The organism is Sphingorhabdus sp. (genome assembly GCF_044374345.1).
GTDB lineage: Bacteria > Pseudomonadota > Alphaproteobacteria > Sphingomonadales > Sphingomonadaceae > Sphingorhabdus_B.
This window is the reverse complement of record NZ_JBILOS010000032.1, coordinates 1-22091: the sequence shown is the minus strand read 5'-3', so window position 1 is coordinate 22091 and position 22091 is coordinate 1. Positions and strand designations below refer to the sequence as shown.

Below are 22091 nucleotides of genomic sequence, written 5' to 3'. Positions count from 1 at the left end.
AAAATATGGTGGTGCCCCAGGCCCGACTCGAACGGGCACTCCTTTCGGAACAGGATTTTGAATCCAGCGCGTCTACCATTCCACCACTGGGGCACATCTTCGTCAGGACGAACCCGTTGAAGCGGAGGCTCCTCTAACCGAGCCTCCGCCCCGATGCAAGCGCATCCTTATTTCTTAAGTTCCTTAGCGAGTGTCTTCAGCGTCGCTTTGCCATAAGGCGCCTTGAATCCGCCAATTCCAGCAACATCAACGCCTGTCTGACGATAGACCGCACGCATATGGCTGAAGGTTTTGAACCCGTCTGCGCCGTGATAATTGCCCATGCCCGACGGCCCGACTCCACCAAAGGGCAGATCTTCCATCGCATTGTGGAAGACGACGTCGTTGATCGTTACGCCGCCAGAGACGGTCCGCGATAACACGCGCTCTTCCTCGGCCTTGTCCGTTCCGAAATAATATAGGCCAAGCGGACGATCATGTGCATTTACATAATCGATCGCCTCATCCATCGACGAATAGGTCATGACCGGCAGAATCGGTCCGAAGATTTCTTCCTGCATCACCTTCATGTCGTCGGTGACATTGCGGACAATCGTCAGCGGCATTTTGTTGCCGTTTGATCCGACAAAATCCTCATCCGCAGGGTTGATTTCGATGAGCTCAGCGCCCTTTTCACGCGCATCGTCCAAATAGCCCTGAAGCCGCTGATAATTTCGGCCGTTCACAACCGAAGTATAATCATCATTGTGCAGCAAAGTGGGATATTGCGCGATTGCGCCAGCCTTCACCGCCGCGATGACATCATGCTCTTGGTCGTCGGGCACCAACAGATAATCGGGCGCGAGGCAGATTTGACCCGCATTCATCATCTTGCCCAGGGCAATGCGCTCGCCCGCCTTTTTTGTATCGGCACTTCGGCCAATAATGGTGGGGGATTTGCCGCCAAGCTCAAGCGTAACAGGCACGAGATTGTCCGCTGCCGCGCGCATGATATGCTTACCCACGCCGGTCGCGCCGGTGAATATCATATGGTCGAATGCCAGTTTTGAAAACGCCATGCCGACTTCAGCGCCGCCAGTGAAAACGGCCATTTCTTCTTCAGCGAAATATTGTGGCACGAGCTCTTCGAACAATGCCGACACGCGCTCGGTGAATTCGGATGGCTTGATCATCGCGCGGTTACCGGCGGCGAGAATACCCGCCATCGGGACCATCACCATACCAACGGGGAAGTTCCATGGCGCAACAACGCCGACAACGCCCTTTGGCTGGTAAACAACTTCGGCCTTGGCACCGAGCAGACCTAGCGGGAAAGTTGGCTTGCGCTTTTCACCCTTGGCCCAGCTTTCAAAATGCTTCTTCGCATGCTTCATCGCGCTCACAGACGGCATGATGTCGGTCAGCAGCGTTTGTTCGCGGCTACGATGACCAAAATCAGCAGAAACGGCCTTTGCAAAATCCTCGGCATGATCGATCAGCATCGCAATCGCGCGGTCGATACGGTCACGGCGCACGGACATCGATTCTGGCATTGCTGCGGTAAATGCTGCGCGCTGCTTTTCGAGCACAGTCTGCATATTTGCGGTCATTTTCTCTCTCCATTTAACCAGTTGATGAATTGCTAGCGTGAAGCGTTGCAAATGAAAACCATTTTGGCGTATCGACATGTCCAACATGCACAAAGCATGGCGCGTATATTGGAGAGAACATGATTGAGGCCGGTAAAAAGTGGACACCACCTGCGGGTTGGCCCGTCATGACACGAGATCAGGTAAAGGCTGCATTATGTGCACCTGGCATGCCGTTCGAGATGGACACAGTCGACATTGAAGGTGTGCCAACGCGCGTCTGGAAAAACGCCTTACCCAATCTTGCGGTACTGGCCGCACACGCCAACGCATCATTCGGGGACCGCGAATTTGTGGTCTATGAGGATGAGCGCGTCACCTACGCGGCTTGGTACCGCGCGGTCGCGAACCTCGCCCATGCGTTGCAAGAACGTGGCGTAAAAAAGGGCGACCGCGTTGCCCTCGCCATGCGCAACCTGCCTGAATGGCCAGTCGCCTTTTTTGCGGCCGCAGTCGCGGGCGCGATCGTCGTGCCGTTAAACGCATGGTGGACAGGCGAAGAGCTTGCCTTTGGTCTGGCCGATTCAGGTGCAGCGGTTCTGATCTGCGACGCAGAACGCTGGGACCGCATATCGCCCTACAAAGCAGAGATGCCTGCGCTCGCGCATGTCATGGTCGCACGCGCGGGGACAGCGGCAATGGCCGAGCCCGCCATCACGCTCGAAAGCATCATTGGCAGTCCAAAAAGCTACGCCGATTTGGCTGACCTGCCATTGCCTGACGTGGCGATTGCGCCAGATGATGCGGCCACCATTTTCTACACCAGCGGGACGACCGGCAAGCCAAAGGGCGCTTTGGGTTCGCACCGCAACCTGCTGACCAATGGCTTTTCCAGCGCCTATTCCGGCGCTGCGACTATGTTGCGCCGTGGCGATCCTCTGCCCGAGCCCAGCATAAGGGCGAGCCTGCTGGTCATTCCGATGTTCCATGTCACCGCGTGTTCGGCATCGATGATTCCCACGATTCAAGCAGGGCACAAGATCGTGCTTCTCCACAAATGGGATACCGTGAAGGCATTCGAGATTATCGAGCGCGAAAAGATCAACGCCACGGGCGGCGTGCCGTTCATCGCTTGGCAGTTAATCGAGCACCCCGACCGCGAGAAATATGACCTCAGCTCAATCGACGCGATAAGCTATGGCGGTGCTCCGTCCGCGCCAGAGCTTGTCAGCAAAATCTACGAAATATTCGGCGCATTCCCGGGCAATGGCTGGGGCATGACCGAAACCATGGCGACGGTTACCTCGCATGTTGCCGAAGATTATCTGAATCGCCCCGACAGCTGTGGTCCGGCGGTTGCAGTCTCGGACGTGAAAATCATGTCAGAGGATGGCCAGTTTGAATTGCCTGTTGGCGAAGTCGGCGAATTGTGGGCACGCGGCCCGCAAATCGTCAAAGGCTATTGGAACCGTCCGGACGCCACCGCAGAAACATTTGTCGATGGCTGGGTGCGCACAGGCGATCTTGCCCGCGTCGATGACGAAGGTTTCTGCTTCATCGTTGATCGCGCCAAGGACATGATCATTCGCGGCGGCGAGAATATCTATTCGTCTGAAGTCGAAAATATCTTGTACGAACATCCCGCGGTCACCGATGCCGCGCTGATTGGCATTCCGCACCAGACACTGGGCGAAGAACCAGCAGCCGTGGTCCATCTGGCGCCCGGCATGACCGCAAGCGAGGATGAACTGCGCGAATATGTCAGCGCACGATTGGCAAAATTCAAAGTGCCGGTGAAGATCATCTTCACCGAGGATACCTTGCCACGCAACGCCAATGGCAAAATCCTGAAACGCGATTTGAAGGCCTTGTTCTAACCCAGCAAACTGGGCGGATTCACATTTGTTTTTGATGCTGCCCGCCCTATAAGGCGGCAAATCAAAATCAAAGGAATCTCCCATGCACAACGCCGATCCTGTCGTCATCCTGTCCTACGCCCGCACCCCAATGGGGGCCATGCAAGGGACGTTGGCGGACGTTTCTGCGACCGACCTTGGCGCGACTGTGGTGAAGGCCGCGGTTGAACGCGCTGGCGTCGATGGCGCGGCGATTGAGCGCATTTACATGGGTTGTGTGTTGCCAGCAGGGCTTGGCCAAGCCCCTGCCCGTCAGGCCGCGATTAAAGCGGGCCTACCCAAATCTGTGCAAGCAACGACGGTGAACAAGGTTTGCGGTTCGGGCATGCAGACCGTCATCATGGGCAGCGAGGCACTTGCCGCCGGCTCAGTCGATTATGTCATCGCCGGCGGCATGGAAAGCATGACCAACGCGCCCTATTTGCTGAAAAAGCACCGCAGTGGCGCGCGCATCGGTCATGACACCGCTTATGACCATATGTTCCTTGATGGACTTGAAGACGCATATGAGGCGGGCCGCGCCATGGGCACGTTCGCGCAAGACACAGCGAATGATTATCAGCTTACGCGCGAAGGACAGGACACTTACGCGCTTGAATCGTTACGCCGCGCGCAAAGCGCGATTGCAGATGGCGCGTTTAAGGCGGAAATCGTTCCGGTGACTATTGCCACACGTAAGGGCGACGTGATCGTCGACACCGACGAACAACCTGGTAAAGGCTTGCCCGATAAGATTCCAACGCTCAAGCCTGCCTTTGCGAAGGACGGCACAATCACGGCCGCCACCAGCTCGTCGATCTCGGATGGTGCCGCTGCGCTAGTGCTCACGCGCCAATCGGTCGCCGACGCCAATGGACAAAAACCCATTGCGCGTATCGTCGCGCACGCGGCGCACGCGCAGGAGCCATCGGCATTCACCACCGCTCCGGTCGGTGCTATCAATAAATGCTTGGCCAAGGCTGGCTGGACCATCGCCGACGTTGACCTATTCGAAGTGAATGAAGCATTTGCCTGCGTCGCGATGTTTGCAATGCACGACCTTGGCATAGCGCATGACAAGATTAACGTTCATGGCGGCGCCACGGCATTGGGCCATCCCATTGGTGCATCGGGTGCGCGGATCATCACAACCTTGGTGGCCGCGCTTCAGCGCCATGGCAAGAAACGCGGCCTCGCATCGCTTTGCATCGGCGGCGGCGAAGCGACGGCTTTGGCGATCGAACTTATCTGATCGATACCATTTGCGACCTTTGGGCCGTCGGAGAAATCCGGCGGCCCTTTGTTTTTTGCCGCGCGCAGGTTAAGTATGCGCCATGAATATCGTCTTCGTCCTCTTCGACAATGTCACGCAACTCGATTTCACAGGGCCTGTGCAATTCCTGTCGCGATTGCCGGGCGCGGATGTTCATGTGGTCAGCAAAACGGGCGCGGCAGTTACCACCGATAGCGGCTTTTCCATTCTGCCGCGATCCAGCTTCGCAGACTGCCCGCAGGCGGACATAATTTGCGTGCCGGGCGGCCATGGTGTGCGCGACGCCATTGCTGATGCGCAGATCGTCGATTTCGTCCGCACGCAAGCACGCGGGGCGCAATATATCACCAGCGTGTGCACCGGTGCCTTCATATTGGGCGCAGCCGATTTGCTGCGCGGCAAAGACGCGACATGCCATTGGGCTTACACACATTTGTTGCCGATGTTTGGCGCAATACATCGCCCCGGGCGCGTTGTTCGCGATGGCAATTTGGTGACTGCAGGCGGCGTCACATCAGGCATCGACTTCGCGCTTGAACTGATTTCAGACATTGCCGGCGAAGATGTTGCACGGACCATCCAGCTCGCGCTGGAATATGACCCAGCACCACCGTTTAGCGGCGGAACGCCCGCGAGCGCACCTGATGCGATACTGTCAAACCTGCGCGCGCGCGTCTATGAAAAGGCCGCAACCGAGATGGAAAGCGCCATAAAAAAGATAATTTAACCCGTCAGTTAAATTCCCACTGGACGAAGCCTATTCGACGGCATAGCCTTTCTGTCGAGGGGGAGAAAAATATGACAAATAAACTTTGGTTCGCAGCCGCATTTGCTGGCGCGACATTATTATTGGGTTCTTGCCAAAAAATAGCAGGCCCGACCGATGTGCCTGCATTCGCTAAGATTAACGGTGATTATTTGAAAACCGGCGGTGATGGCTCAAACTGGGCGATGACGGGTTTCAATTATAATGAGCAACGGCACAGCCCGCTTACCCAAATTAACGACAGCAATGTGCAGGATCTGGGCATTGCTTGGTTCGCTGACTTGCCAGATGCGCGTGGGCAGGAAGCAACACCCGTGGTTGTCGATGGCAAAATGTTTGTCTCGACTGCCTGGTCCAAAGTATTTTCTTATGACGCCAAAACCGGCAAACCATTGTGGAGCTTCGATCCCGAAGTCGACAAAGCACGCGGGGTCAAAGCCTGCTGCGACGTGGTCAACCGCGGCGTTGCGTTCTGGAAAGGCAGCGTTTTTGTCGGAACCATCGACGGACGTTTGATTTCCTTGGACGCCACCACGGGCAAGCAATTGTGGAGTGTCCAAACGCTTGACCTCAAATCCAACGGCACCATCACAGGCGTGCCACGGGTCGTAAAGGACAAGGTGGTTATTGGCTTTGGCGGCGCAGAGTTCGGCGCGCGCGGTTATGTGACCGCATATGACGCCGCGACCGGCAAGCAGGCATGGCGTTTTTACACCACGCCCAATCCCAAGGGTGAGCCCGACAATGCCGCGAGCGATAAGATCTTAAAAACAGCAGCAACCAAAACATGGAGTTCCAAGCCCAAAAAGGGTGACTGGCGCGAAAGTGGCGGCGGCGGCACCGTTTGGGACGCAATCGTCTATGACGCCGAACTGGACCAATTATACCTTGGCGTCGGCAACGGAAATCCGTGGAACCATGGTATTCGTTCCAATGGCGAAGGCGACAATCTGTTCCTCTCGTCCATCGTCGCGCTGAAACCCGACACGGGCGAATATGTCTGGCATTATCAGGAGACACCCGCCGAAAGCTGGGATTACACCGCGACCCAGCCGATCATATTGGCGACGGAAACCCGCGGCGGCAAAGAACGCAAAGTTCTGTATCACGCGCCAAAGAACGGGTTTTTCTTCACCATTGATCGCCTGAACGGCAAGTTGTTGTCAGCCAACCCGTTCATCGACGGCATCACTTGGGCAACCGGCTATGACATGAAAACGGGGCGCCCAATCGAAAACCCTGCAGCGCGGTATGAAAAAACCGGTAAGCTCTATTTGGCGAACCCTTCGGCGCTGGGCGCGCATAATTGGCACCCGATGAGCTTTAACCCCGCCACTGGACTGGTCTACATTCCTGCGCAGTACATTGGCGGCGCGTATATGCCGCCGGTTGCGCCAAATGAACAAGAGCGCAAGCCACTTGGTTTCAACATTGGCGGCGCGATGGCAACGGCGGACCTTCCCGATGACATCAATTTCGTAAAGGCTGTGAAAGCGGCCACGACCGGCAAGCTTGTCGCGTTCGACCCCAAGACCGGCAAAGCAAAATGGACGGTCGACCACCCCGCCTCATGGAATGGCGGGACGATGACTACGGCCGGAAATTTGGTTTTCCAAGGTACGGCAATGGGCGAGTTCCGTGCCTATGCTGCCGATACCGGCAAGCAACTGTTGAACCTTAACGTACAGTCAGGGGTGCTGTCCGGCCCATCGACCTATACGGTGGACGGCGAACAATATGTCGCCTTCCTGACCAGCAAGGGCGGCGCGTTTCCGCTGGTATCGGGTTATGCAGGCTCCACCAGCGCTGCGGTTCCCAACATCCCCCGCCTGATCGTTCTGAAGCTGGGCGGAAAAACAGCCTTGCCACCAGTGCCGAAAGCGCCAGCCCATGTGTGGGCACCGCCAGCGCAATTCGGCACGCCAGCAGATATCGCTGCGGGCGCATCGAATTTCCAACGCTATTGCCTCGTCTGCCACGGACCCGGCGCGGTCGGGAACGGCGTGCTGCCTGACCTGCGTAAATCTGGCGTGATTGCCGATGCCGCAACCTGGAAATCGGTTGTGATTGACGGCATATTGAAGGGCAATGGCATGGTCGGCTTTAGCAGCGTGTTAACAGCGAAAGAAGCCGAGCAAATGCGCGCTTATGTTGTCAGCCGTGCACATTATGCCAAGGCAAATGATGCCGTATTAAGCGGTGGACCAAAAAAGGCGGCAAAGTAAAAAACTGCTGCCCATGAATCTGGCATCTGCCTAAAATTTAGGCAGATGCCATGGACTATATGGCCCAAAACAACGGGTTTTGGTGCTGGTCAATTTTGGCACGATACTTGATATGCTTAATACATCATCCGCGCGCGCGGAGCATCCGCCTCACGCGCCCTAAAGGGAAAAGCCATGAAAAAGATCGAAGCGATCATCAAGCCATTCAAATTGGACGAGGTGAAAGAAGCGCTGCACGAAGTTGGCGTCTCGGGCATCACTGTTACGGAAGCCAAGGGCTTTGGCCGTCAAAAGGGCCATACCGAACTGTATCGGGGCGCGGAATATGTCGTCGACTTTTTGCCGAAGGTAAAGCTTGAGGTTGTCGTTGAAGATGGCCTGGCCGAACGCGTCGTCGAAGCCATTGCTGCAGCGGCCCAGACGGGGCGCATTGGTGACGGCAAGATTTTCGTCATCCCTGTCGAAACCGCGCTGCGCATTCGCACCGGCGAACGCGATAACGACGCCGTTTAAAAAAATCCAAAATATCCAAAAAAGACAAGCCAAAGAAGGAAAGTAAAATGGGTACCTCAGCTAAGGACATTATCAAGCGTATCAAAGATGAGGAGATCGAGTGGGTCGATGTCCGTTTCACTGATCCCAAGGGCAAATGGCAGCATCTGACCATGTGCGCAGGCGTAATCGGCGAAGACGAGTTGGAAGACGGCCTGATGTTCGACGGTTCGTCCATCGAAGGCTGGAAAGCCATCAATGAATCCGACATGATCCTGAAGCCTGATCTTGATGCCGTGTACGTAGATCCATTCTCCGCCACGCCCATGATGATCATCTTCTGCGATATTGTCGAGCCATCAACGGGCGAGCTTTACAGCCGCGACCCGCGCTCGACCGCAAAGCGCGCTGAAGCCTATTTGAAAACCACAGGCATCGGCGACACCGTATATGTCGGTCCAGAAGCCGAATTCTTCATGTTCGACGATGTGCGTTTCGAAAACAGCTACAACACGTCATATTACAAGATCGACGATATTGAGCTGCCAACGAACACCGGCACCAAATATGAAAGCGGCAATATGGGCCATCGCCCCCGTGCAAAAGGTGGTTATTTCCCCGTCGCGCCCGTCGACAGCGCAGTGGACATCCGTGCCGAAATGGTTTCGACCATGCTCGAAATGGGCCTGCCTTGCGACAAGCATCACCATGAAGTTGCCGCAGCCCAGCATGAGCTTGGCCTGACGTTCGGAACGCTGACACAGACCGCGGACCGTATGCAGATCTACAAATATGTCGTGCATCAGGTCGCACATGCCTATGGCAAGACCGCAACGTTCATGCCGAAGCCCATCAAGGAAGACAATGGTTCGGGTATGCACACCCACCTATCGATCTGGGAAGGCAAGACCCCGCTTTTCGCAGGCGACGGCTATGCCGGTCTTTCGGACATGTGCCTATATTTCATCGGCGGCATCATCAAGCATGCCAAGGCCGTGAACGCATTCACAAACCCGACCACAAACAGCTACAAGCGTTTGGTGCCCGGTTATGAAGCGCCAGTGTTGCTCGCATATTCGGCGCGCAACCGCTCGGCTTCATGCCGTATTCCATATGGTGCAGGTGCCAAGGCGAAGCGCGTTGAAGTCCGCTTCCCGGACGCAATGGCGAACCCATATCTGTGCTATGCGGCTTTGTTCATGGCTGGCCTCGACGGCATTCAGAACAAGATCCACCCCGGCGACGCCATGGACAAGAATCTCTATGACTTGCCACCAGCGGAGCTTGCTGAAGTGCCAACCGTAGCCGGTTCGCTGCGTGAGGCGCTGGAGTGCTTGGCTGCTGATCACGACTTCCTGTTGAAGGGTGACGTGTTCTCGAAGGACCAGATTGACAGCTATATCGAATTGAAGATGGAAGACGTCGCCCGTTGGGAAATGACGCCAAGCCCTGTCGAATTCGACATGTACTATAGCTACTGATCCCACGCATCGGATCATTAGCGTAAGGCCCGGCGGTTGGGGGACTACCGGGCCTTTTTATTTGGAGGCTAGTCATTGCGTCCTTGACGCCACGTCTTGCCGAGGCAGTTCATTAGCCGCCGTTACAGCAAATGCGCAGATTAAAGCCCGGCCTCTACCGCAATGCGGATGGCTTCGGCAGTTGAGGCTGCGCCCAACCGCTCCATCAACAACGCACGGTGCATTTTGACCGTTTGCTCGCTGAGCCCAAGCCGGAAGGCGATTTGCTTGTTCAAATGGCCCAGCGCCATTTCGGCCAACACTTCGCGCTGCCGCCGTGACAATGCCTTGACCGCCGTCGCGGCCGCAGCATGGCGGCTCTCGTAAGACACTGGCGCACTGGGCTCAAGTTCGACCTGAGAACCAAGAAAGAACTCAAGTTCACCTTCTTCGTCAAACAACGGCGCAACCAGCACTGCATTACGAAAGGGTGTGCCATCGCGTTTGTAGTTCAAAATTTCGACCATGACCGGGGCGTGTCGTTGAACGCCATTGCTGATCGTGTCGGTTAACCAAGGTTCAGTCTCTGGACCGGCCAAAAATTTGCAGTTCCGCCCAATGATTTCATGTTCCGCATAGCCCGTCAGCTCAAGAAACGCAGCATTACAGGCAATGATTGGATTACCGTTTTGACGCGGGTCGCTGATCACCGACGCTATCGGGCTATTCGCGATTAGCGCGTCTAGTTTCTCGTTAGAACGGCCCAAAACGTCCAAATTACAGTGCCTCCCGCGTACCCCCATAGGCGCATTTCAGCGTTAACCATTATATATGCCAGTTCCGCGATGTCGAGGGCCATATCACAAAAACATGGTATAAAGGTTAGGTTGTTGTCCCCAGGTCAGCGTTTATGAAAAACGCCCCGATATCCGAAATGATGTCGCAAAGGGGGAGAATAACGTGGAAAATCTAACTTTTGGCCAGTATTCCTTGGTCTATAATGCATTCTCATTTACATTTGCCACTATGGCAGCAGCAACGCTGTTTTTGTGGCTCGGCCGCTCGCAAGTGGGCCCAGCCTACAAGACAGCGCTCACTATTTCCGGCTTGGTTACCGCCATCGCTGCGTATCACTATTTCCGTATTTTCGAGAGCTGGGAAGGCGCATATTCCGTTAAAGACGGCATAGTGACCGCAAGCGGCTATGCATTTAACGATGCCTATCGCTATGTCGACTGGTTGCTCACCGTGCCATTGCTTCTCATCGAACTCATCCTCGTGATGCGTTTGAGCCAAGAAGAAACCGTCTCGAAGTCGTTCAAGCTTGGCGGCGCCGCTGCATTGATGATCATTTTGGGCTACCCAGGTGAAATCGCAACGGACATTCCAACCCGCGTATTGTGGGGCACATTGTCGGCAATCCCGTTTGTCTACATCATGTGGCAGCTTTTCGCCGGTCTTGGTGCATCGATCAACAACCAACCAGAAAATGTACGCGAACTGGTAAAGAAAGCACGCTTGCTGACCTTCGCATCATGGGGTTTCTACCCGATCGTATACATGATCCCGTACACCAATCTGAGCGGTTCTGACGTAACCGTTGGCGTACAAGTCGGCTACACAATCGCTGACTTGATCGCAAAGGCAGGCGTCGGCGTCTTGATCTACATGATCGCCGTGCGCAAGTCGCAAGCCGAATATGGCTAAGGCCTTCGGATAAACAGTGGACGTATGCCGCTATGGCGGCGTACATTCCTGTATGAATATTATTTTATATCCGCATTCTGCAGGCGCGACATTGTCCAAAATGTTGCGCCTGTTTGCGTTACCGGCAGCAACGTTGCTGCTGATTGCCCTGGACCGCCTTCTGGGCGGCATGGACAGCGTTGAGGCCAATATGGTGGCTGCTCTGGCTATCGTGCTTGCAGGCATCCCCCACGGCACGCTGGATATCGAAATCGCTGCTGCCCATTTCGGGCAAAACGGTCGGGCCGGTAGGACCAAGATTATCGGCAGCTATCTGGGATGCGCCGCCGCTATGGTCGTCTTATGGCTACAGCTTCCGGAGCTTGCGCTCATTGCATTCCTGCTCATTTCTATAGTCCATTTCAGCCGCGATTGGCGTGGCGGCGTTGATCCGTTTCTGGCCATGATGGTTGGGTGGGCATTGGTCGCCTTGCCTGCGCTGGCCAGCCCCGACGATGTCGCGATGATATTTGCCGCGCTAACGGGAAGCCAAAACGGCGCAATGATCGCCGCTCTGCTTGGCGCGACATCAGTTCCGGCGGCGCTGGGCAGCCTTGTCTTTGCTTATTGGGCGTTCCGGCATGATGACACGCAAAGCGCGCTTGAAGTGCTGGCCTGCATCACAGCCGCCCTGTTCCTGCCGCCGCTCGTGGCATTTGCCGTTTTCTTTTGCGGGCTGCACTCGCCGCGACATATGGCGGACGCGCTGCGTGAAACGGGTGGCATTTCGAAATTCAAAAAAGCAGCGATTGTAGCTGCCGTGTCCGCGCTTTCATTGGGGCTAGGCGTCTTGATGTTCCTGTACCAAGGCAACGTTCCATCGGATATGGGGATCGTCCGGTCTGCATTCATTCTAATATCAACGCTGACGGTGCCGCATTTCATCCTTGAGCACATCCTCACGAAAAAGCAGGCCGCATAAGCTCCGCATCAACGCCCTTGCCCGAACGCACAAAGCGCGGCACATCATGGCTGTAGTTTTCAGGAGTATGTCATGAATTTCCAAGCCCTGTCTTTGATGAGCAGCGTTGCGCTCTTGGCGCTTTCAACGCCGGCCTTTGCCCAGCTTTCACAAACGGAAGCCAAAATGGCCGCAACTGTTGACGCGGAATATGAACGATCGGTTGCCTTGCTTGAGCGGATGGTAAACCAGAATTCGGGAACGATGAACTTCGCAGGCGTCAAAACCGTCGGCGATATTATGCGCGCTGAACTAGAGCCGCTTGGCTTCAAGGTGGCATGGCTGGATATGGCCAAGGCTGGACGCGCAGGGCACCTGGTAGCAACAAAGACCGGCAAGAAGGGCACAAAGAAGCTTTTACTGATTGCGCATCTCGACACCGTTTTTGAAGCCGATAGCCCCTTCCAGAAATTCGTCCGCAACGGCGATGAAGCCGTCGGCCCGGGCGCAGGTGACGACAAGGGCGGCATGGTCGTGATCGTGTCGGCTTTGCGCGCCATGCAAGCAGCAGGTACGTTGAAGGACGCGCATATCGAAATACATCTGACAGGTGATGAAGAGGATGCGGGCGATCCAATCGAGATTACCCGCGCACCTTTGATTGCTGCCGGTAAGACTGCGGATGTCGCACTCGATTTCGAAGGACTGTCGATTGAGGATGGCAAGGACATGGGCGTTATCGCGCGCCGGTCGTCGAACAGTTGGAAGTTGGAGGTTTCAGGCGTCACCGGGCATAGCTCGCTGATCTTTGATTCCACTTATGGCGATGGCGCAGCGTTTGAACTGGCGCGCATCATCCATCAATTCCGCACAGAGCTGCCTGAACCAAATCTGACATTCAACGTCGGCTTAATTGCGGCGGGGCAAGAGGCAACGTTTGATAATGACGGCGTCCGCGCAAGTGCCAAGGGGAAAACCAACATCATTCCCGGCATAGCCATCGCACGCGGTGACTTCCGGACTTTATCCGAAGACCAAAGCGCGCGGGTCCGGCAGAAGATGCAGGCCATCGTTTCGGCATCTGCGCCAAAGACCAGTGCCAAGATTAGCTTTGACCCAGGTGGTTATCCCGCCATGGCACCGACGGAGGGCAACAAGGCGTTATTGGCGCAACTTAATCTTGTGAACCAGGATCTGGGACTGGATGCCCAACCGCCGCTCGACCCGTTGAAGCGCGGTGCAGGCGACATCAGCTTCGTTGCCAATGATGTCGACGGCCTCGTCGGCCTTGGCGTCTATAGCAAAGGCGATCACGCCCCCGGGGAGACAGTCGACCTTGCCAGCATCAAACGGCAGGCAAAGCGCGCAGCAATCCTGATGAGCCGGCTGTCGCGCAAAAAACCGATGTGATTGGGAGCTGCAGTTTACATATCTGAGCAGTCGTCATCCTGAACATGTTTCAGGATGACGAGCAGCGTTGAGTTCAGCTTATACGCGCACCATTTGACGGGCCAGCAAGACACAAAAAAGGCGGCGCATTTCTGCACCGCCTTTTTAAATGTCGTATTAACGGAAGGTTCGGTAACTACCGGCCCTCACGCGCAGCCTTGCCAAAGACGCGATATTGTTCGTTGCCGACAAAACCGAATTTGGAGATGCCGCTACGCTTTACAGAAACCAGGGCCTTATCAACGGTGTCATATGGCGCCGTTGGGGCTGGTTGGAACTGAAGCTCGGGCTCCGGATTCATTGACGTGGTCCGGACCAGATACTGCTCCATCTGCTGAATCGAAACCGGCGTGCCGTTCCACTGAATTGCGCTGTTCGGAAGAATGATGATCTTGTTGATAACAGGATCGATCGGAACTTCCGGTGGTGGCGCATTTGGATCATTGACCGGAAGGTCGATGTTTACGGCGTGCGAAACCGGGGGGATGGTGATCATCAGCATGATGAGGAGAACGAGCATAACGTCGATTAACGGCGTTGTGTTCATTTCCATCATCGGCTGGCCATCATCGTTACCGCCACTCATTGCCATGATGATTGCTCCTTAAATTACTTACTGCACGTTCGCAGTTTCGAACGGCGATGAAATGAAGCCAACACGCGCAAAACCGGCCATCTGCATGGTGTAAATTGCACCACCGATGCAACGATAAGGTGTGTTGATATCACCACGAATGTGCGCCTCTGGCAGCATATCAGGCTCGATCAGACCAGCGGCGGCGGCTTCTGGGCCACCGAGCTTTTCAAATTCTGCCTTCAAATGCTTCGCCGCGCGATCCACCAACTCGGTTGAATCAACAGGCGTTACGTTCCAGTAAATACGGCACTCGCCATTCGGGTTTGCACCTTCATAAGCCGGGTCACCGGGATCACGACCACCGACATCGGTTGTTGTCACCGACAAAAGAACGTTTTCACGCTTTGCTTTTGTTGGTTCGAACTTGATGATCGGAAGGTCCATCTTCACTGTCTGGATAGCGACAGGAATTGCGATGAGGAATACGATGAGGAGCACCAGCATGACGTCGACGAGCGGCGTCGTGTTGATGTCAGACATTGGCGTATCATTGCCGCCGCCTCCTGAACTGATTGCCATTGGCCAATCCTCTCTAAATAAATTGGGTCAAAAATGGAGCGCCAGCGATTGCTGACGTATGGGCCGCGCCGAAACGCGGCCCTAACCCAATATTACTTCTTAGCTGCAGCAGGTGCTGGCTTACCAGCTGGAGCAGCGGCAGGAACAGCAGGCTTAACGCGGCCGCCCGAAGAGATGTAACCAAGTACATCGTTCGAGAAGGTCGAAAGGCTACGTGCGATTGTCTTGTTACGTGCCTGAAGCCAGTTGTACGCAAGAACAGCAGGAACAGCAACGAACAGACCAATTGCGGTCATGATCAGTGCTTCACCAACTGGACCAGCGATCTTGCCGATGTCAGCCTGACCAGCGATACCGATTTTGATCAGCGCCGAGTAGATGCCGATAACCGTACCGAGCAGACCAACGAATGGAGCCGTTGCACCAACCGTTGCGAGGAACGGAAGACCGCCCGCGAGCTTGTTGTTGATGGAATCTTCCGAACGGGCCATTGCGCCGTGCAGCCAATCATGTGCTTCGATAGGGTCGGTCAAAAGGCCATGCTGCTTTTGCGCCGCAATGCCATCATCAACGACTTGGCGATATGCACTGTTCTTATCGAGCTTTGCAGCGCCTTCTTCAAGCGTCGCAGCGCGCCAGAATTGTGCACGGACCTCTTTATACTGGTTCATAACTTTCTGCTGTTCAAAAAGCTTCGTGAACATGATGTAGAAAGAGAAGATAGACATGATGACCATGACGATGAAAATCGACCATGAAATCGGTCCGCCTTCGTTAAGCGCAGGGATAAGACCGAATTGTGCGGCCACATCTGGGTTGGCGGCGCCGGCCGCAGTCAGAAACAAAATCGACATTTTAACTACCTCTCAAAAAATAGAACTATCTGGTAAAGAAGACCCGGAACCAAGGCTCCCCCATTTCCCGGGTCAGAAATTTATTTCGGTATCTGCCACCGGACACGGTTTGAATAGGAACCTTCAACCTTTTCGCCGTTACGAACGGCGGGTTCAAAGCGCGCACGACGCTTCACGTTGGAGCAGGTTGCCGCATCGAGATCCGCATGGCCGCTTGACTGCGTAACTTGGCAATCAATGACACGGCCATCGATGCCGATAGTAACGCGGAAGCCAGTGGTTCCTTCACGCTCCTGTTGCAAGGCACGCGACGGATAGTCGTTCGTGTTTGCCCAGTTGCCTGGATTGCCCCGCGGTCTCGCTTCAGCAGTAGGACCTGCTGGCGGCGGTGGGGGCGCTGGTGGCGCTGCTGTCGGCACGATTGGAGCCGCAGGCGGCGGCGTATCAACCGTTCGAACCGTTGGCGGCGGCGTCACCGTAACCACCATTGGCGGAGGCGAAACGACCGGAGGCTCGATTTGCTTCTCTGGCTCTGGTGGTGGTTCTTCTTCTTCGGGTGGTTCTTCTTCTTTCACGTCGACCACGGTCATCTTTTCCTTGATCGAGACGACCGCATCATATGCGAGGCCAGTCACCAAGGCATAACCGAGGAAAGCGTGAAGAAGGAGTACAATGACGACAGAAACCAAACGGTTTGTGCTCATCCCATCTTGATCAGCATATGCCATGCGGAAACAACTCTCCTACCTTCAAAACAAAATAGTACACTAAGGACGCACATTTTACCGTGCCCCAAAGTACCCTCGCGATATCGAAATCTATCTTTTTTTTTACTCGATTCATCGACGCATTAGCCAACCCTCACAGGCCAAGCAATCCGGATTCTGCGATTCAGACGCAATTCATGGACAGGTTCACATTATGCCACGATGTGATACACTTAAAAACGGCGATAGATGTCGGCTTCAGGAAGGGTTGTTTCATGCGAATTTCGCAAGCGAAAGTGATTTTATGCTTATTTTTTATGGGTTTGGGCAATGCCGCATCTGCCCAACCCGTGGCCACGCTGCCCCCTGCACTCGCCATTGAAGCAGAATCGGCAAGTTATTCGGATATTGCCGATTTGGTCGTCATATCGCCTCTGATCATTGATGTTACTGTCCGTAAAGCTGCTAAAGTTGCCCCGGAACAAGCCTTGGGCATGCCCACATCTCTACAACGCATGCTGATCGAAGCGGACGTCATGGCATTGATTCGCGGTGAAGGCGGCATCGCCGACCGCGTCCGCTTTGTGCTGGATGTGCCCAAGGATGCGAAGGGCAAAGTGCCCAAATTGAAAAAACAGCGGTTGTTCCTATTTGGCAGCCCCGTTGCGGGCCGAACGGGCGAAATCCGTTTGTCGCGCCCCAACGCGCTCGCAAATTTCAGCCCGGCAAATGATGCTTTGGTCCGCCGCATTACACAAGAGGCTGTCCTGCGTGATGCACCGCAACGCATCATAGGTGTCGCCAGTGCTTTCCATAGCCCTGGAACGGTGCTCGGCGAAGGCGAGACACAGATTTTCCTGAAGACCGAAAAGGACCAACCAGTGTCCCTTACGGTTCTTAGTCGGCCGAATGAGCAAAAGCAGTGGGCAGTATCGACAGCTGAAGTCATTGATTCATCTGCGACAGCGCCGGAACGATTCACATTGCTATGGTATCGCCTAGCCTGTGGCCTACCGCGCAGCCTTCCAACCGACCGCATCGAAACAACGGGCGATCAAGACGCTGCGCGCGCGCAAGCTGACTATAAATTTGTTATCGATGCGCTTGGGCCATGTGGCCGTAAGCGTTAGGGCTACAAATCAACGCAACCCCTTCGCGTTCACCGCGATGCGCCCGGCACCCACATAATATCACCACCGCGCGTCGAATTGATGAGGCGGCACAACACGAATAGATAGTCTGACAGGCGGTTGATGTAGTTCAACGCTTGCGGATTTATCGAAACATCCAGCGATGCCGCAACCAATGCCCGTTCGGCACGACGTGAAATGGCGCGTGCCATATGCATATGCGCTGCTGCCACGCTGCCGCCGGGCAAAATGAAACTGGTCAACGGCGGAAGCTGTTCGTTGGCGTTATCAATCGCTGCCTCAAGCCATTCAACTTGGGATGACACAATCCGCAATTCCATCGGCGATGGTTCAAAGCTTTCGCCGGGCGTTGCGATATCGGCACCCAGATCAAACAGGTCATTCTGGATCCGCCGCAACTCAGCGACCAAAGGCGTTTCGCCCTCATCCGCTGTCAGTGCCTGAAGCGCCACACCAAGCGCGCTGTTGGTTTCATCAACTTCGCCAATGGCGTGTAAGCGCGCGTTGGTCTTGGACACGCGCGAGCCATCTACAAGGCCAGTGGTCCCGTCATCACCGGTGCGTGTGTAAATCTTGTTGAGCTTGACCATGTCTGATGCCGCCCGCTTATTGCGAGCCGGCGACCACGACGAGCACAGCAAGCAAACCGATAGTAATGGCCTGCCATTTGACGCGGGCAAACATCATCTTGTTCTGTACGGTGAGCGATTTGGGAAGCCCAGCCTCGTCAACATCTGCTGGTCGCAAGTTAGCGAACGCATGAAGGCCACGGATAAGTGCAAATGCCACGGCACCAGCCGCGCCAATGGTGAGGAGAACCAACAAAATAGTCATCGGGAGAAATCCTTGTCCGGGGCCAATACCCCGCTGCGTCTATTTAGGCATGAGATAGCGAGATTCCAAGCGGTAGCGTGCCCTGACGCAAATTATTAATAAGTCCATCGCCGCATTCACCCGCCAACCGCCGGTCCGACAGCGCAGGTGAGGATTTGCTCTTCGCCAGCTTTTCACCGCTCGCGTCCACCAACAGCGGATGGTGCCAATATATGGGTTCCGGCAAATCCAGCAGTTTCTGCAACAGCCTGTGAATGGCGGTATATCGGAAAAGGTCTTGGCCACGCACGACATGCGACACGCCATCGGCAGCATCGTCGATGGTTGCGGCCAGATGGTATGATGCCGGCGCATCTTTGCGCCATAGAACAACATCGCCAAATGCCATTGGGTCAGCAAATTGCGGTCCAGCCGCCAAATCCATCCAACGTAACAGCCCTGCCCGCGCCGCCGCTTTGGCCATATCAATCCGCAAGCTGTGCGGTACGGAAGGGTCAATGTCGCTGTCCCGGCACGTTCCGGGATAATGGGGGCCATCCGGACCATGCGGCACCGGCTTGTGCTTAAGCGCATTGGCAATATCGCTTCGTGTACAGACGCAGCGGTATAATAGCCCGTCCGCGATCAACCGATCCCGCGCCGCTTCATATCTTGCAATGTTCTGCGATTGAAATTGCACAGCGCCGTCATGATGAAGCCCAAGCCAGTCCATATCCGACAGTATCGCCGCAACATGCTCCGCACGGCTTCGTGTTCCGTCAATATCTTCAATCCGCAGGTGGAACTGACCACCCAGCGAGCGCGCAAAATCATGCGCGCATAATGCCGAAAAGGCATGCCCCAGATGCAGTCGCCCATTGGGACTCGGCGCGAACCGCGTCACCACTGCGCCATCACATTGCGGCAGCGCAGGCAGATATTGCTTCAAAAAGTCATTCGCACGCAAAAAACATATCCCCAAAAAATACTATATCCGGTGCCTTTGCCCTCTTGACGTCACCATATGTGCAAATAGGTTGATGACTGTCAGATTGCTGTAACGTTGTTACGCTTAAAGCATGTATGACATAAAGGGAGTAGGGTTCGACTTATGTTGCATACCGGAACTTTCGAAGCAGCGGGCCGCGCAAGGCACCCGGAGAACTGCCCGGCATTGGTGCTCAACGCCGATTACACGCCGTTGAGCTATTATCCATTGAGCCTATGGCCGTGGCAAGCCGCCATTAAGGCGGTGTTCCTCGACAAGGTCGACATCGTTTCCAACTATGATCGGCATGTCCATAGCCCAAGACTGGACATGAAAATCCCGTCGGTTATCGCGCTGCGCCAATATGTGAAGCCATCGGAATATCCGGCATTCACCCGATTCAACCTATTCCTGCGTGACAAGTTTGAGTGCCAATATTGCGGATCGGGCGACAATCTAACCTTTGACCATATCGTTCCGCGCCGTTTGGGCGGCATCACGAGCTGGGAAAATGTCACAACGGCATGCCTGCACTGCAACCTGAAAAAAGGTGGCCGCACACCAAAGCAAGCGCATATGCAGCTGAACATGGCCGCGATCCGCCCCACCAGCTGGCAATTGCAAGACAGGGGCCGTGCTTTCCCGCCAAACCATCTGCACGAAACATGGCATGACTGGTTGTATTGGGATATTGAGCTGCAGGGTTAAACTTAATCGGTAACCGTCAGCGCAGGAACCGCCCGCGCGGCATCTTCAGGTGTAATGCCCGGCGGTGGCGCAGCCGCAATACGCTCTTCGCCGCGCATAACGCGTCCGGCCCGTTTGATAGCGTCGCGCAGGCGTGGATACACGCCGCAACGGCACAAGTTCGTGATGGCCGCGTCTATTTCTTCATCGGTTGGGTTGCTGCTTTTCTTAAGCAACACCGCGCCCGCCATGATGATACCCGGAATGCAAAAGCCGCATTGCGGCACATTGCTGGCGACAAACGCCTGTTGCAGCGGATGGCTGCGGTCACGGCTGAGGCCTTCGATCGTCGTGACGAAACGTCCTTCGGCTTCGGCAATCGTGACCAGGCAAGACCGTATCGCCTCCCCGTCGACTTCCACAATGCACGCGCCGCAATCGCCATTGCCGCAACCATATTTGGTTCCAGTCAAATTAGACGCATCACGCAAAGCCCACAAAAGAGGCGTTTGCGGATCCATTTTATACTGGACCGGGCGATCATTGACGGTGAATTTGGTCATGCAGCCCCATTATACGCACGCTGAAGGTGTTGCAGCGGAGTGTTTAATCCCGCCAGCTTTTATCGATCTGGTCAACCTTGCGCACCATTGCGTCAAATTCAACGCGGCCCGAACCGCCTGGGGGTGATGCCATATACAGGTCACGCTGGTGCACCGCGATGACTTCAGGCGGCACCGTGATTGGTTTGCCCATTTGCATTGTTGCAATCTGTTGCTCGCACGCCCGCTGTAGCGCCCAATACCGCACAAATGCATCCGGCAATGTCTTGCCCATCACGACGGGCCCGTGATTTTTCAGCATCAATATCCGCTTATCGCCGAGATTTTGGACCAATCGCGTGCCTTCTTCCTCACGCACGGTCACGCCTTCGAAATCATGGTAAGCCAGCTGGCCCATGAAGTTGCAGGCGTAGAAATTGACTGGCTGTAATCCGCCCTCAAGGCTGCACACGGCAACGGTGGCAGTTGTGTGGGTGTGAATAATGGCATGGGCATCGGGCAAAGTGCGATGGAACAGGCTATGCTGGACGAAGCCCGCCTTATTGACGTGCCATGGGTTATCGGCATCGATCTTGTTGCCATCAATGTCGATCTTGATCAGGCTCGACGCAGTGATTTCACCGAAGTGCATGCCATAAGGGTTGATCAGAAACGCACCGTCTTCGTCAGGCACTTTCACGGTGATGTGGTTGAAAATCAACTCGTCCCAACCGAACATCGAAAATATCCGATAGCAGGCAGCAAGCTCCTGACGCGCGGTCCATTCGGCTTCGCTATATTTGCTGTTAGACTTCAATTGGGTTGCCATGCGCACTCTCCTGCTCATTCGTTGCGTTGCTTTATGAAACGAACATTGCACAAGGGCAAGGGGTTGGCCGCAGCAAAAAGGCCGAGGGATTTCTCCATCCTCATGCTTAAAAGCGCCATTTTCGCTTGATATTTGGGGGCGACCTAGTTAGGGGCCACCTCAACACGCCGCCTGTGAACGCGGCGATTTTCGTTTTTAGCCTTTCAAAGTGGCCGTTTTAAGCCATTTTGCCGATTCGATGCGGAGTTGAGTTTTTTATGCAGATCATGGTTCGCGACAATAATGTTGATCAAGCCCTACGCGCGCTTAAGAAGAAGCTGCAGCGTGAAGGCGTGTATCGCGAAATGAAGCTGCGTCGTCATTTTGAAAAGCCGTCGGAAAAGCGTGCGCGTGAAAAGGCCGCTGCTGTTCGTCGTGCCCGCAAGATGGAGCGCAAGCAGCAGGAACGTGACGGCGCGAAATAAGCGTCTGCGACCCGCAACAAGGAAGGCGCCTTTTACGGCGCTTTTTTTGTGTCTGGAATCCCGGCTAGTTTCTGCTAGTCACCGCGCAACTTAGCCAACAGGAAATGTGTATGTCCGTAACTGCC

23 protein-coding genes and 1 tRNA gene are annotated in these 22091 nt (G+C 55.1%); 12 read left to right on the top strand and 12 right to left on the bottom strand.

Going from position 1 to position 22091, the window contains the following annotated elements:
• Positions 1 to 9: 9 nt before the first annotated feature.
• Positions 10 to 93 (bottom strand) — tRNA-Leu (locus ACIQ5B_RS05045).
• Between the two features lie 74 nt (positions 94 to 167).
• Positions 168 to 1667 (bottom strand): coniferyl aldehyde dehydrogenase, encoded by a 1500-nt coding sequence (locus ACIQ5B_RS05040; protein ID WP_397598075.1) that lies wholly within the window; start codon positions 1665 to 1667, stop codon positions 168 to 170.
• A gap of 41 nt (positions 1668 to 1708) precedes the next feature.
• On the opposite strand from ACIQ5B_RS05040, the gene ACIQ5B_RS05035 reads away from it, so the two are divergent.
• From ACIQ5B_RS05035 to glnA, 6 genes are all read left to right on the top strand, one after another.
• On the top strand, positions 1709 to 3445 hold the full coding sequence (locus tag ACIQ5B_RS05035; protein WP_397598074.1) for a class I adenylate-forming enzyme family protein: 1737 nt from the start codon (positions 1709 to 1711) through the stop codon (positions 3443 to 3445).
• Between the two features lie 82 nt (positions 3446 to 3527).
• Positions 3528 to 4715, top strand: a complete 1188-nt coding sequence (locus ACIQ5B_RS05030) for an acetyl-CoA C-acyltransferase (protein ID WP_397598073.1) — start codon at positions 3528 to 3530, stop codon at positions 4713 to 4715.
• An 82-nt stretch (positions 4716 to 4797) separates the two neighbouring features.
• Complete coding sequence (locus ACIQ5B_RS05025; RefSeq protein WP_397598072.1) at positions 4798 to 5463, top strand: DJ-1/PfpI family protein; 666 nt, start codon at positions 4798 to 4800, stop codon at positions 5461 to 5463.
• A gap of 71 nt (positions 5464 to 5534) precedes the next feature.
• Positions 5535 to 7727, top strand: coding sequence for a PQQ-dependent dehydrogenase, methanol/ethanol family (locus ACIQ5B_RS05020; protein WP_397598071.1), 2193 nt, complete (start codon positions 5535 to 5537; stop codon positions 7725 to 7727).
• A 174-nt stretch (positions 7728 to 7901) separates the two neighbouring features.
• Positions 7902 to 8240 (top strand): P-II family nitrogen regulator, encoded by a 339-nt coding sequence (locus ACIQ5B_RS05015; RefSeq protein WP_397592023.1) that lies wholly within the window; start codon positions 7902 to 7904, stop codon positions 8238 to 8240.
• A gap of 47 nt (positions 8241 to 8287) precedes the next feature.
• The gene (gene glnA, locus ACIQ5B_RS05010) at positions 8288 to 9700 is read left to right on the top strand and encodes a type I glutamate--ammonia ligase (RefSeq protein WP_397598070.1); all 1413 of its coding nucleotides are present in this window, start codon (positions 8288 to 8290) and stop codon (positions 9698 to 9700) included.
• A 140-nt stretch (positions 9701 to 9840) separates the two neighbouring features.
• Here the strand turns inward: glnA and ACIQ5B_RS05005 are convergent, their stop codons facing one another.
• Positions 9841 to 10455: a LuxR C-terminal-related transcriptional regulator gene (locus ACIQ5B_RS05005; protein ID WP_397598069.1), complete on the bottom strand. Its 615-nt coding sequence runs from the start codon at positions 10453 to 10455 to the stop codon at positions 9841 to 9843.
• A 184-nt stretch (positions 10456 to 10639) separates the two neighbouring features.
• Between ACIQ5B_RS05005 and ACIQ5B_RS05000 the strand changes: the two genes are divergently transcribed.
• The 3 genes from ACIQ5B_RS05000 to ACIQ5B_RS04990 all read left to right on the top strand — a co-directional run bounded on the left by ACIQ5B_RS05000 (position 10640) and on the right by ACIQ5B_RS04990 (position 13736).
• On the top strand, positions 10640 to 11386 hold the full coding sequence (locus ACIQ5B_RS05000) for a bacteriorhodopsin-like (RefSeq protein ID WP_395629598.1): 747 nt from the start codon (positions 10640 to 10642) through the stop codon (positions 11384 to 11386).
• Positions 11387 to 11438: 52 nt separating this feature from the next.
• Positions 11439 to 12347 (top strand): Brp/Blh family beta-carotene 15,15'-dioxygenase, encoded by a 909-nt coding sequence (locus tag ACIQ5B_RS04995; protein WP_397598068.1) that lies wholly within the window; start codon positions 11439 to 11441, stop codon positions 12345 to 12347.
• Positions 12348 to 12419: 72 nt separating this feature from the next.
• A complete protein-coding gene (locus ACIQ5B_RS04990) occupies positions 12420 to 13736 on the top strand; it encodes a M20/M25/M40 family metallo-hydrolase (protein WP_397598067.1) in 1317 nt (438 codons plus the stop codon).
• Positions 13737 to 13911: 175 nt separating this feature from the next.
• Here the strand turns inward: ACIQ5B_RS04990 and ACIQ5B_RS04985 are convergent, their stop codons facing one another.
• The 4 genes from ACIQ5B_RS04985 to ACIQ5B_RS04970 form a co-directional block, all read right to left on the bottom strand.
• The gene (locus ACIQ5B_RS04985; protein WP_397598066.1) at positions 13912 to 14367 is read right to left on the bottom strand and encodes an ExbD/TolR family protein; all 456 of its coding nucleotides are present in this window, start codon (positions 14365 to 14367) and stop codon (positions 13912 to 13914) included.
• A gap of 21 nt (positions 14368 to 14388) precedes the next feature.
• Positions 14389 to 14931 carry an ExbD/TolR family protein gene (locus ACIQ5B_RS04980; protein ID WP_397598065.1) on the bottom strand — a complete coding sequence of 181 codons (543 nt, stop codon included), beginning with the start codon at positions 14929 to 14931 and terminating at the stop codon, positions 14389 to 14391.
• Positions 14932 to 15023: 92 nt separating this feature from the next.
• The gene (locus ACIQ5B_RS04975) at positions 15024 to 15785 is read right to left on the bottom strand and encodes a MotA/TolQ/ExbB proton channel family protein (protein WP_397598064.1); all 762 of its coding nucleotides are present in this window, start codon (positions 15783 to 15785) and stop codon (positions 15024 to 15026) included.
• An 80-nt stretch (positions 15786 to 15865) separates the two neighbouring features.
• Complete coding sequence (locus ACIQ5B_RS04970; RefSeq protein WP_397598063.1) at positions 15866 to 16513, bottom strand: energy transducer TonB; 648 nt, start codon at positions 16511 to 16513, stop codon at positions 15866 to 15868.
• Positions 16514 to 16809: 296 nt separating this feature from the next.
• Between ACIQ5B_RS04970 and ACIQ5B_RS04965 the strand changes: the two genes are divergently transcribed.
• Positions 16810 to 17622 (top strand): hypothetical protein, encoded by an 813-nt coding sequence (locus ACIQ5B_RS04965; protein WP_397598062.1) that lies wholly within the window; start codon positions 16810 to 16812, stop codon positions 17620 to 17622.
• Positions 17623 to 17651: 29 nt separating this feature from the next.
• Here the strand turns inward: ACIQ5B_RS04965 and ACIQ5B_RS04960 are convergent, their stop codons facing one another.
• From ACIQ5B_RS04960 to gluQRS, 3 genes are read right to left on the bottom strand one after another with little or no spacing between them, the layout of a single operon-like run.
• The gene (locus ACIQ5B_RS04960) at positions 17652 to 18233 is read right to left on the bottom strand and encodes a cob(I)yrinic acid a,c-diamide adenosyltransferase (protein WP_397598061.1); all 582 of its coding nucleotides are present in this window, start codon (positions 18231 to 18233) and stop codon (positions 17652 to 17654) included.
• A 16-nt stretch (positions 18234 to 18249) separates the two neighbouring features.
• Positions 18250 to 18477, bottom strand: coding sequence for a hypothetical protein (locus ACIQ5B_RS04955; protein ID WP_395629313.1), 228 nt, complete (start codon positions 18475 to 18477; stop codon positions 18250 to 18252).
• Positions 18478 to 18520: 43 nt separating this feature from the next.
• A complete protein-coding gene (gluQRS, locus tag ACIQ5B_RS04950; RefSeq protein WP_397598076.1) occupies positions 18521 to 19363 on the bottom strand; it encodes a tRNA glutamyl-Q(34) synthetase GluQRS in 843 nt (280 codons plus the stop codon).
• Positions 19364 to 19567: 204 nt separating this feature from the next.
• Here gluQRS and ACIQ5B_RS04945 point away from each other — a divergent pair, with 204 nt between their 5' ends.
• Positions 19568 to 20152: an HNH endonuclease gene (locus tag ACIQ5B_RS04945; protein ID WP_324478493.1), complete on the top strand. Its 585-nt coding sequence runs from the start codon at positions 19568 to 19570 to the stop codon at positions 20150 to 20152.
• A gap of 2 nt (positions 20153 to 20154) precedes the next feature.
• Here the strand turns inward: ACIQ5B_RS04945 and ACIQ5B_RS04940 are convergent, their stop codons facing one another.
• On the bottom strand, positions 20155 to 20694 hold the full coding sequence (locus ACIQ5B_RS04940) for a (2Fe-2S)-binding protein (RefSeq protein WP_395629315.1): 540 nt from the start codon (positions 20692 to 20694) through the stop codon (positions 20155 to 20157).
• 43 nt (positions 20695 to 20737) lie between these two features.
• On the bottom strand, positions 20738 to 21502 hold the full coding sequence (locus tag ACIQ5B_RS04935; RefSeq protein ID WP_397598060.1) for a class II aldolase/adducin family protein: 765 nt from the start codon (positions 21500 to 21502) through the stop codon (positions 20738 to 20740).
• A gap of 257 nt (positions 21503 to 21759) precedes the next feature.
• Between ACIQ5B_RS04935 and rpsU the strand changes: the two genes are divergently transcribed.
• A complete protein-coding gene (gene rpsU, locus ACIQ5B_RS04930; RefSeq protein ID WP_125231027.1) occupies positions 21760 to 21966 on the top strand; it encodes a 30S ribosomal protein S21 in 207 nt (68 codons plus the stop codon).
• Positions 21967 to 22091: the final 125 nt, after the last annotated feature.

Excerpts from the sequence above, each read along its gene's own strand:
- ACIQ5B_RS05040 (WP_397598075.1), bottom strand. The coding sequence starts at position 1,667 with ATGTCGATACGCCAAAATGGTTTTCATTTGCAACGCTTCACGCTAGCA.
- ACIQ5B_RS05035 (WP_397598074.1), top strand. The coding sequence starts at position 1,709 with ATGATTGAGGCCGGTAAAAAGTGGACACCACCTGCGGGTTGGCCCGTC.
- ACIQ5B_RS05030 (WP_397598073.1), top strand. The coding sequence starts at position 3,528 with ATGCACAACGCCGATCCTGTCGTCATCCTGTCCTACGCCCGCACCCCA.
- ACIQ5B_RS05025 (WP_397598072.1), top strand. The coding sequence starts at position 4,798 with ATGAATATCGTCTTCGTCCTCTTCGACAATGTCACGCAACTCGATTTC.
- ACIQ5B_RS05020 (WP_397598071.1), top strand. The coding sequence starts at position 5,535 with ATGACAAATAAACTTTGGTTCGCAGCCGCATTTGCTGGCGCGACATTA.
- ACIQ5B_RS05015 (WP_397592023.1), top strand. The coding sequence starts at position 7,902 with ATGAAAAAGATCGAAGCGATCATCAAGCCATTCAAATTGGACGAGGTG.
- glnA (WP_397598070.1), top strand. The coding sequence starts at position 8,288 with ATGGGTACCTCAGCTAAGGACATTATCAAGCGTATCAAAGATGAGGAG.
- ACIQ5B_RS04995 (WP_397598068.1), top strand. The coding sequence starts at position 11,439 with ATGAATATTATTTTATATCCGCATTCTGCAGGCGCGACATTGTCCAAA.
- ACIQ5B_RS04990 (WP_397598067.1), top strand. The coding sequence starts at position 12,420 with ATGAATTTCCAAGCCCTGTCTTTGATGAGCAGCGTTGCGCTCTTGGCG.
- ACIQ5B_RS04985 (WP_397598066.1), bottom strand. The coding sequence starts at position 14,367 with ATGGCAATGAGTGGCGGTAACGATGATGGCCAGCCGATGATGGAAATG.
- ACIQ5B_RS04980 (WP_397598065.1), bottom strand. The coding sequence starts at position 14,931 with ATGGCAATCAGTTCAGGAGGCGGCGGCAATGATACGCCAATGTCTGAC.
- ACIQ5B_RS04975 (WP_397598064.1), bottom strand. The coding sequence starts at position 15,785 with ATGTCGATTTTGTTTCTGACTGCGGCCGGCGCCGCCAACCCAGATGTG.
- ACIQ5B_RS04970 (WP_397598063.1), bottom strand. The coding sequence starts at position 16,513 with ATGGCATATGCTGATCAAGATGGGATGAGCACAAACCGTTTGGTTTCT.
- ACIQ5B_RS04965 (WP_397598062.1), top strand. The coding sequence starts at position 16,810 with ATGGGTTTGGGCAATGCCGCATCTGCCCAACCCGTGGCCACGCTGCCC.
- ACIQ5B_RS04960 (WP_397598061.1), bottom strand. The coding sequence starts at position 18,233 with ATGGTCAAGCTCAACAAGATTTACACACGCACCGGTGATGACGGGACC.
- ACIQ5B_RS04955 (WP_395629313.1), bottom strand. The coding sequence starts at position 18,477 with ATGACTATTTTGTTGGTTCTCCTCACCATTGGCGCGGCTGGTGCCGTG.
- ACIQ5B_RS04945 (WP_324478493.1), top strand. The coding sequence starts at position 19,568 with ATGTTGCATACCGGAACTTTCGAAGCAGCGGGCCGCGCAAGGCACCCG.
- ACIQ5B_RS04940 (WP_395629315.1), bottom strand. The coding sequence starts at position 20,694 with ATGACCAAATTCACCGTCAATGATCGCCCGGTCCAGTATAAAATGGAT.
- ACIQ5B_RS04935 (WP_397598060.1), bottom strand. The coding sequence starts at position 21,502 with ATGGCAACCCAATTGAAGTCTAACAGCAAATATAGCGAAGCCGAATGG.
- rpsU (WP_125231027.1), top strand. The coding sequence starts at position 21,760 with ATGCAGATCATGGTTCGCGACAATAATGTTGATCAAGCCCTACGCGCG.